Raw genomic sequence first — 8,756 nt, 5'->3', positions numbered from 1 at the left:
TGGTGTTACCCAAGACATATCAGGTGTCACTGATTTACTATCAAAACACGTCGGCGCTAATTCTTCTCGGATAAGCTTTTGGATTTAGTTCTTATTGATAGGAGAAAGATGGTCATCCATATTTGTTAGATTAGGCACTGGCAAGATTAGCATTGATTGGTGAGTATGCCGAGTTTAAAGCAAATCCTCTTGTTCTGCACTTTACCCTAGCTTCCTATCAGTGCTCTCTTTCCGTCAGACTCACTGCTGAAAACTTACTTTGCCATACTTGTGACTATTCGTAGTTTTCTAATTTAGCAAAAACGCTGGCACATTTGTGTCCAAAACCTTCACAGGCTGAATTTTTACCAGTGGCACTTTCTAACTCGAAAGTGCCCCAAAGTTACTTAGATTAGATACTCTACACATTTTAGGGGTGTGCATTTCCCCTACAAAACCTAATATCAAGTTCATGGATAATTTACTTACCATCTTTCTTTTCTGTATATCTACACAGTTCGCGGTTTATTAAGTTTTAATATCGTTTGAGTATGGAAAGTGGCATGTTTTATTGAATTTTTGCTCTCTCTTTACCGATGGTTTGCTTTTAGTTATTGTATTTAAATGTTTTTTAGAGTGGGTTGCAGCTTCGATAACACGTATCGTTAAAAAGTGATAACAATACATTTTTTATATGTGGGTAGAGTATAAATCTCGATATATTTTCTTTAATTTTTAGTTGCTTATGATAAGTTAATTGAAAGACGAGCAGGTAGAAAAACGAGACTGCCTGTTATTAATAATGTTACGCATCAAGGAGGTTTCATGGAATTAGCCAATTTTGAAGAAGATTATTGGCAATTGAGAAATGGCGAAGAGTCTCATAGAGAGAACCCTGAGACATTTTGGATTCCAGAACTTGAACGACGAACCTCGCTACAAGTTGGTGATGCGGCGAAAGTAATATTGGAAATAGAGTGCGAAGACGAGGACGGAAAGGTCTTCATCGAAGGTGAGCGAGGTTACTTGATTGTATCCGAGATTGTAGGTAACAAATACATTGGTATTCTTGATTTTCAGCCTGTCTGTATTGAGGCAGGTCGAGACGATATTTACCTATGCTTCGGTGTAGAAATTCCATTTTCTCATGAGCACGTAATTGATATTGATCGTCCACCTGAAGATTATATTGAATGGCAGCTAGGTCAAAAACCGGAGCGAATATGGCACAGAAGATAATGCCCTACAGGGTCATCAAATATAGCTCGCTGTTGATGGCTGGCGTTAGGCGCTAGAAGAATATGAAGCACGAACTTTGGTCCAACGATCAAGAATTAGATACGTTTTGCCTGGCAGGTCCAGACGGTGACGATGCTCGATCATTAATGGAGCCTGATTCAAAACTAATATGGGAATGTGAGGCCAACTCACATTTCGAAGCTATGACAAAGTATTATCAATTTAGAGGTTGGGGTGAGTATACTTCAGATTATCCCGAAATTGATAAGAGGCCGTATTGTGAGTAGCGAACTTAAAAATATGCTTAACAAGCGGGAGCTGGCGTTATCTGTTGGGAAACTATGAGAGCAATTTTCAAAAAAACAGAAGGCGATTATCTTGAGGCAACCATCGAAGTAGATGGTGTCAAGGTTGTTGCAATGGACGAATTTGGGGGCGATAGGTATAAAGCTGGAGATAATATCGATATCTGTTTATCAGTCGGCCTCCACTATGAAGACGAAGAATGGGAGTCAATGTTTTCAGGTAACCCCGAAGCCAAGAAAGAGCTAGAGCATCAATCGGGCTGGCGCTATCGGGCATATGGTATCGTGACAGGCATAGATCCTGAGGTAATAGTTGATGTGGGTATTACACATCTATCAGCACCAATCGATACTAGTGATCGAAAAGTGTTAGGAGAAAGCATTGCATTTACCATTGATCGTCTGGATGCACACAGCAGCGAACAAGGCGCTGCTGTCGGATAACTTTTCCATACTCCAATGAATCCGTTATATTCTAATTTAGTCATGTAGCTGACAAGATTTTGTCCAAAAACGTTCTACAGAGGCAAGCTTTGGGGTGTGAGGCTAACAGATATTTTGCATATCAATTCATGTTATACAGAAAATCTGTATTTAGTGATGCAGCTACAGAACTGTAGTTCTTAAGTTATTGTTAGTTAAAGTAAAAAGATAAATCGTTTACGTCATTAGGATACTAAACAGGATAATTCTATATTTAAGTACAGAATTATTCTGTCTAATATAGCTGATATGCGCTCTTATTGTATTGAATATATGGGATGTTATGAAAGTAGTATGGATACACGGTGCTCCGGCAGCAGGCAAGCTTACTGTTGCTAAAGAGTTGAATGAACAATTTGGGTTCAAATTAATTCATAATCATTTAGCAGTAGATCTTAGTCTTGCAATTTACGATGAATTTGGAGCCAAGGACTTTCATGAGTTCACGGATAATATTCGTAGGTTAACACTCAGGAAAGCTAAAGATATTGGTGTTCAGTATGTCGTAATGACGTGGGTAGTATGTTCTAAAATTCATCAGAAAGAAATTCAAGGCTATATTGATTTTTTCAAACAAGAGAGTATTGACTTTTATCCAGTGCACTTATCGCCGTCAAAGTCAGAATTGTTACTTCGGGTTGAATCACAAGAGCGTAAGCCAACTCATAAAATTTCGTGTGCTAATCAATTATCTAGTTTTCTAGAACAGTGTGAATATGCGCCAATTGAAACGCTAAAAACGCTACAAATTGATAACTCTGACTTATCACCAGTCGAAGTTGCAAAAAAAATAATTGAGCATATAAATTAAATGCATAACAGATAGGGATTAAGCGTGCGCAGCCAACACTAAAACCCAAGTGTTGAACACGCTCGAGCCTCTGTAAAGTAAATTGTGCGATGTGTTCTAAAGGGAGGGGGGCTGTTTCCTATACTTTTAATTATTCATTATTTGCTAATGTTCGATTTGCCGAAACTGATTTTTGTCCAAAACCTTCACAGGTTGAATTTTTACCCGTGGCATTTTCTAGCTCGAAAACCGTATTGCTCCGGCGCCGCCGGAGTAATACGGAAACTTTCGGTAATTTCTGAAGTTCACATCCTAATCGCAAGGCAATAAGGGCATTAGATTGAGCGTGAGTATAATTAGATTTGCTATTGGTTACATATGATTGGGGGGGGGTATCCGTCGATAAAGCGTTAGCCGTCAAAATGGAGAAAACATGGAAGTACAATTTTTAGAGAACAATTCTGATTACGAGTCAGTCCTAGAAGTGTTGTTACAACTTCGCCCAAATTACAACTTAGATACTTTGTCTGGTCAAATCGAGAAGCAGCAATCAAATGGTTACCAAGTCGTCTATGTCAAATCGCCAGAAGGTGTACTAGCAGCAGCAGGCTTTAGCGTAGGTGAAAAGCTTGCTTGGGGTAAGCATATTTACATTGAAGACTTGGTAACTAATGCGCAATTTCGTTCGAGTGGAGTAGGTAAATTTATTATCGATTGGTTTAAAGCATATGCTTTAGAAAGCGGTTGCGAACAAATACATTTGGATTCTGGTGTTCAGCGTTTTCCAGCACATAAGTTCTATTTACGCGAAGGTTTCAATATCGCTAGTCACCATTTTTCTATAGTTGGCGTCCAAAACGGCTAACCGATAAGGATTAACCGTTGCTTAGCCAACGTTAAATCCCAAGTGTTTAACAAGCCCGAGCATTTATAAAGTAAATTGTGCTCTATAAGGGGGGCGGGGCGTTATGCCTACAGTAAAATGGAAGATTTATGGAAAGATTCATATCTAAGGACATAGTCCTAAGGGAGTTAGAAGTTTCAGATGCTTCAGCGCTTCTCAATGCTGTTGAATATAGTAGGGTGAACTTATCAAAATATATGCCTTGGGAAAAAAGCATTGTAGATCTTACTAGTGCTCAATCTTATATCGAAAGTCGAGTAAACAGTGGTGACGAGGGTTCAGAATGGTTCGCAATATATTTTAAAAACCAGTTTGGTGGCGTTTTCGGGATAAAGTCAATTGACTTTGACTCTAAAGCTTGTGAATTGGGCTATTGGCTTTCTGACAACGCAAGAGGCAATAGAGTTATAGGGCAAGTATTGGATGTAGTCATCCCTTATTTATTGAACGATCATGCCGTTCGAGTAGTTGAATTCCATTGCTTAGAAAGCAACTCGGCTAGTATTAAGATCGTGAAGCGTGCGGGTGCAACGTTGAAGCGGAAAATATGCAACACATTAGATGTGCCTAACAAAGAACAATTAATGTGTATCTATGCGTTAGAAGTGCAGGCATAACAAGCGTTAAAGGTTTCAAGATATAGTTTTTAATCGAATATGGTTATGTTAGTGCAATAGGACTAACTGATTTCTGTCCAAGAATTATTTAGAGTATTCAATCTAAATGATTCTTGCCCCAAAATTACTTAGAATAAATGCTCTACACACTTTAGGGGCGTGAGTTTTCCCTACCAAATCTAATCAGACGAAAGAAGATAAGACCATGCTCATTTGGAGTGTAATCAGGGTGAAAATTGTATAGCCAGACCCCGCCGGAGTTATACGGAAACTTTCGGCAATATCTGAAGTTCACATCCTATTAGGCAAACAATTAGGGCATTAGATTGAGCGTGTGTATGATTGGTCGTATATAATTACAGAAAAAATCTGTCGATAAAGCGCTATGTATCACGGAGGAAACATGGCAAAAGCTAATCCCACATTAAGGGTGGTGATTATATTCGTAACCTTCGCCGCTGGATTGATATTTAGTCACTTTAAGCAGCAATACACAGAGAATGTACTTAAGCAGTCGGCTTCGAAACTTAAGATAACCCCTGAACATAGAATTATGTTGTCTAGATACTATGAGGGCGATAAACAGGTCAATATTGTATTCGACTTTATCGGTTTTAGCCGTGATGACAACAAGTTCAAAGAATATCAAACTAGGTATTTAGCTAGCATTAAGAAAATGGCATGTAAGTCAAAGCCTTTGACAAGTTATTATCAAAACAAAAAACCTGTAGTAATCGACTTGCGTTTACAAAAGAGGAATTTTGGTAACCTGATTTTGTCTAGCTCTGAGTGTCGAAAACGATACATAACAGATAAGGATTAAGCGTTGCGTAGCCAACGTTAAATCCCAAGTGTTGGACAAGCCCGAGCCTCTATATTTATCAATAGCTCATCTAAAAGCTAGGCTCCTTTCCTATTAAGTAAAACCTCTAGCCTCGCAAAGTAAGGTCTCATTTGGTTTAATGATGTGGCGATATTTGTTGCAAGCATTAGCACTCATAAGGGGAGAACTACGGAATGATGAGCGAAGATTTACTAATAGATATGTCAGGAATTATGGATGAAGAAACGTTCCATGAATATGTATCCATGAAACTCAATTTTTCAGGGCACTATGGTTACAACCTAGACGCATTCTGGGATTGCATCACGGACGAAAATCAATCATCGATGCCTCAGAAGCTAATAGTTGAGGGCTTAGCTGTTTTCAAAGACTTTCTTCCTAAGTTACATGATGGCCTTGTAGAGTGCTTACAAGACTACCAAAAAAAGGGCTCTTCTCCGCTTTGTTGAGTCATAACGCAATACTTATGACTTCTACCATACTGACTAATAACCCTTTTTTAGTCAGTATGGATGAATCCTATTTTGACCCAGTTACTTTCTCAGCTTTTACATATTCAGGGGCAGGCAATCCAGTCGATTAAGGTCGATGAATCCACTCAAACTGTTGACGTTTACTGTCGTCGAGACCGACGATTTAAAGTGACCGACCCAAAGTCTAACCAAGCTTGCACCGTCAATACTTACGTTTCTCGAACCATTTATGACTTGCCGATAAGTGGCCGGTGTTGTCGAATTCATATTGAGCTTGCGCAAATCCGCACAACCGAAGGTGAGCGACGTATTGAAGAGTGTGACTTTGTAGAAAAAGGTGTACGTTATTCCAAACGATTCTGTGAACAAATTAGTGGCTTGTGCCGTCACATGCCCATCAGCGTGATTGCGAGACACTATGGACTTCGCTGGGAAACGATTAAGAATATTGACAAGGCGGCGCTGCATCGAACGTTGCCACCCTCTGAGCCGTCAAAACTCCGTGGATTAAAACGGATTGGCGTTGATGAAGTCGCAAAAGCAAAAGGGCACGACTATATGACTGTGGTGTATAACATGGATAACGGCCAATTGATTTGGGTCGAGCATGGTCGTACACACCGCGTTCTCGAAGCCTTTCTCACTCAACTTACTAAACAAACTGCCCAAGGGATTCAGGCCGTTGCAATGGATATGGGGAAGGCTTACCAAAAAGCCGTCAGAGAAAACCTGCCGAACGCTGACATCGTTTTTGACCGATTCCATGTCGTCCAACAATATAGCCAACTCATTCGACGAGAGCGTTCATATGAGTTCAAAAAAGCGGTCTGTAGAGAAGATAAAACGCTGATTAAAGGCTCGCTTTACCTTCTATTAAAGAATCCAGAAAGGCTGTCAGAAAACCAAACGGACAAACTGAAAATGTTACTCAAAGCTAATCGCCGTCTGAGTGAAATCTACGTTCTTAAAGAGCAACTAAAAAGTATCTGGCGAGCGGAAACCTATCAGCAAATGGCTTACCGTTTAGACGCTTGGTGTCAGTTAGCCAAAGCGACAAGAATAATGAGCGTGCAAGGTTTTGTATCCATGCTTCAAAACCACAAAGAAGGCATCTGTAACTTTGCAAAGTATGACCGATTAACCAGCTCTGTAATCGAGGCTGGCAATGTATCAATAGGATTGTTGCGCAGAAGAGCTCGCGGGATAAGAGATACCGAATACTTCAAACTGAAGATTAAACAGCTTTCAGTACCTGAGGTAAGTTCAATGTTATACCCTTCTGTCAAGCTCATCTAAGCGGAGAAGAGCCAAAAAAAGTATCCTGAACGTGAGGTTGTATTTCGACAAGATAGTCCATCTGGTGAAGGTTTAGAGTTTGACAATGAATAGTAGCTAATCAGCCTAAATCAGTACTAATAACATCAGCCATAGGTTCCAAAAACAATGTTTTATTGTGGGCTTTGAGCACTGCTGGTTACGTTACTAGACTTTATTTCAAACTCGGTTTTGCCCCAAAACTTGTTAGAACAAATGCTCTACACATTTTAGGGGGCGTGCGTTTTCCCTACAAAACCTAATATCAAGTTCATGGCTGATTTACTGAACATCTCTACTTCCTTTTCTGTCTATCTACATAGTTTGTTGAGTATGAATGTTGTTTGAGTATAGAAAGTGATATGTTTTATTAAGTGTTTGGTCTCGCTTTGTCGATGATTTTTTTGTAAATTATTGTTTATTAACAGGTTTGTGATTTTTATGTCTTGGATAACACGCCGGCGCGTTTTTATGTAGGCATAGAGTACACATATCGATGTATTTTCTATAATTTTTAGTGGCTTATGATAAATTAATCGAAAGTCGGGCAGGTAGAAAAACGAGACTGCCTGTTATTAAGAATGTTATGCGCCAAAGAGGGATCATGAGTAACTTTGAAATAGCAGAAGATGAGAATGGAATCGGAAAGGTCCTAATCTTAAAAGGAGTTTGGTCTGACGATGTCAGTGCCTATATGCAAGAGAACGGAATATATGCATTAAGACTGACAGACTCCTTTGGTTTCAAAGGCCATGATTTGTCCTTTCTTCCTGAGCTAACGTTCCTCCGAAGCCTAGAGCTTTATTGCTGGGAAGCAAAAGGTATAAAGGCTATTGAGTCGCTCCCTCAACTAGAGGTGCTCGGCCTACAGTATAAATCAACTCAGAAAATTGATTTATCTGCTTTTTCAATGCTAAGGGTAGCTCTAATAACTTGGTCTAAAGGTCTTAGTTCTTTGCTTGAGCTAACATCCCTTGAAAAGCTAAATATTCAAAATTATCCACATAACAACCTAGAACCAATTATTTCAATGGTTGCTCTCAGGCAGCTTTACCTTACTTCTCGGAAACTTGAGTCTTTAAAAGGTATTGAGCAGCTTAGTAGTCTTGAGCTATTAGATCTTTATAATTGTCCATTACTTACGTCAATGGCAGGCGCGAAACAGCATCCAAAATTGAAAACCATTGAAATCGAGGCATGTAATCGTGTATGCGTATAACAAATGCAGTCACAGGACAAAAAACGCTTCGCAATTTTTAGCCCGTGTTGCGGGCGGTATAAGTACTAGGAGAAATCGTGCATCCAAATAGAAATACAATCGCATTTGGCGGCCTTGTTGCCACAGTATTATTTTTTGTAATCCTAATTGTCCTAGCGCTTTGGGCATGGCCAAAGTACAAAGTTTATAAGCTTGAAATGAATGGTATTGCTGCTCTGAAAGAAGCTGAATGGAGTAAGCAAATTCTAATAGAAGAAGCAAAAGCGAGAGAGCAGGCAGCTTTAATGCAAGCTAAGGCTCGAGTTACTTTGGCTCAAGCGGAAGGTGAGGCGAAGATAGTCCAGGCCAAAGCTGAAGGCCAGGCGGATATTGAACGCGCGAAAGCTGCTGCTGAAGCTAATAAAATTATTGGCGAATCTCTAAAAGGTAACGAAGCTTACCTACGTTATGTTTGGATAAAAGGGCTACAAGATGGTAATGGAGAGCGCATTTACATTCCAACAGAGGCTGGACTGCCAATTTTAGAGGCAGGAAAAGCTGGAAAATAACGTACTTATAACAAGGCCGTTAAACCAAGGACACAAAACAG

10 protein-coding genes are annotated in these 8,756 nt (G+C 39.7%); all 10 read left to right on the top strand.

Annotation, left to right across the window (positions count from 1 at the left end):
• Positions 1–804: 804 nt before the first annotated feature.
• Positions 805–1,218, top strand: a complete 414-nt coding sequence (locus ACTRWI_RS21335) for a hypothetical protein (RefSeq protein ID WP_063522506.1) — start codon at positions 805–807, stop codon at positions 1,216–1,218.
• A 419-nt stretch (positions 1,219–1,637) separates the two neighbouring features.
• Positions 1,638–1,967, top strand: a complete 330-nt coding sequence (locus ACTRWI_RS21330) for a hypothetical protein (RefSeq protein ID WP_499133733.1) — start codon at positions 1,638–1,640, stop codon at positions 1,965–1,967.
• A gap of 322 nt (positions 1,968–2,289) precedes the next feature.
• Positions 2,290–2,817 carry a DEAD/DEAH box helicase family protein gene (locus ACTRWI_RS21325; RefSeq protein WP_499133732.1) on the top strand — a complete coding sequence of 176 codons (528 nt, stop codon included), beginning with the start codon at positions 2,290–2,292 and terminating at the stop codon, positions 2,815–2,817.
• Between the two features lie 412 nt (positions 2,818–3,229).
• The gene (locus ACTRWI_RS21320; protein ID WP_005531550.1) at positions 3,230–3,661 is read left to right on the top strand and encodes a GNAT family N-acetyltransferase; all 432 of its coding nucleotides are present in this window, start codon (positions 3,230–3,232) and stop codon (positions 3,659–3,661) included.
• 128 nt (positions 3,662–3,789) lie between these two features.
• Positions 3,790–4,317, top strand: coding sequence for a GNAT family N-acetyltransferase (locus tag ACTRWI_RS21315; protein WP_017107328.1), 528 nt, complete (start codon positions 3,790–3,792; stop codon positions 4,315–4,317).
• A 403-nt stretch (positions 4,318–4,720) separates the two neighbouring features.
• On the top strand, positions 4,721–5,140 hold the full coding sequence (locus tag ACTRWI_RS21310; protein WP_499133731.1) for a hypothetical protein: 420 nt from the start codon (positions 4,721–4,723) through the stop codon (positions 5,138–5,140).
• A gap of 194 nt (positions 5,141–5,334) precedes the next feature.
• Positions 5,335–5,610, top strand: coding sequence for a barstar family protein (locus ACTRWI_RS21305; protein WP_499133730.1), 276 nt, complete (start codon positions 5,335–5,337; stop codon positions 5,608–5,610).
• A gap of 75 nt (positions 5,611–5,685) precedes the next feature.
• Positions 5,686–6,930, top strand: coding sequence for an ISL3 family transposase (locus ACTRWI_RS21300; protein WP_499133729.1), 1,245 nt, complete (start codon positions 5,686–5,688; stop codon positions 6,928–6,930).
• A 622-nt stretch (positions 6,931–7,552) separates the two neighbouring features.
• Positions 7,553–8,167 (top strand): leucine-rich repeat domain-containing protein, encoded by a 615-nt coding sequence (locus ACTRWI_RS21295; RefSeq protein ID WP_150897689.1) that lies wholly within the window; start codon positions 7,553–7,555, stop codon positions 8,165–8,167.
• A gap of 77 nt (positions 8,168–8,244) precedes the next feature.
• Positions 8,245–8,715 carry an SPFH domain-containing protein gene (locus ACTRWI_RS21290; RefSeq protein ID WP_499133728.1) on the top strand — a complete coding sequence of 157 codons (471 nt, stop codon included), beginning with the start codon at positions 8,245–8,247 and terminating at the stop codon, positions 8,713–8,715.
• The last annotated feature ends 41 nt before the right edge of the window (positions 8,716–8,756 follow it).

It is taken from the genome of Pseudoalteromonas sp. G5_S1_14_S5, assembly GCF_054968605.1.
The sequence above is the reverse complement of the archived record's forward strand: the minus strand, read 5'-3'. Positions and strand labels throughout refer to the sequence as shown.